Raw genomic sequence first — 202 nt, forward strand, 5'->3', positions numbered from 1 at the left:
GAAGAGTGTGAAAAATTAGCCGAAGAAGTAGGTTATCCAGTAATGCTTAAAGCCTCTGCCGGAGGTGGTGGTAAAGGTATGCGCGGTGTTTTCAAAAAAGAAAACTTAAAAGCCGCATGGGATTCTGCAAGACAAGAAAGTAAAGCTGCCTTTGGTAATGATGATATGTACATGGAGAAGCTTATTGAAGAACCAAGACATA

1 protein-coding gene is annotated in these 202 nt (G+C 40.6%); it reads left to right on the top strand.

Translation table 11 applies throughout. From position 1 onward, the window contains the following. Window positions 1-202, top strand: a 202-nt coding sequence (locus tag FUA24_RS23330) for an ATP-binding protein (protein ID WP_148545735.1), incomplete at both ends; no start/stop codon positions are given.

Source organism: Seonamhaeicola marinus (assembly GCF_008085455.1).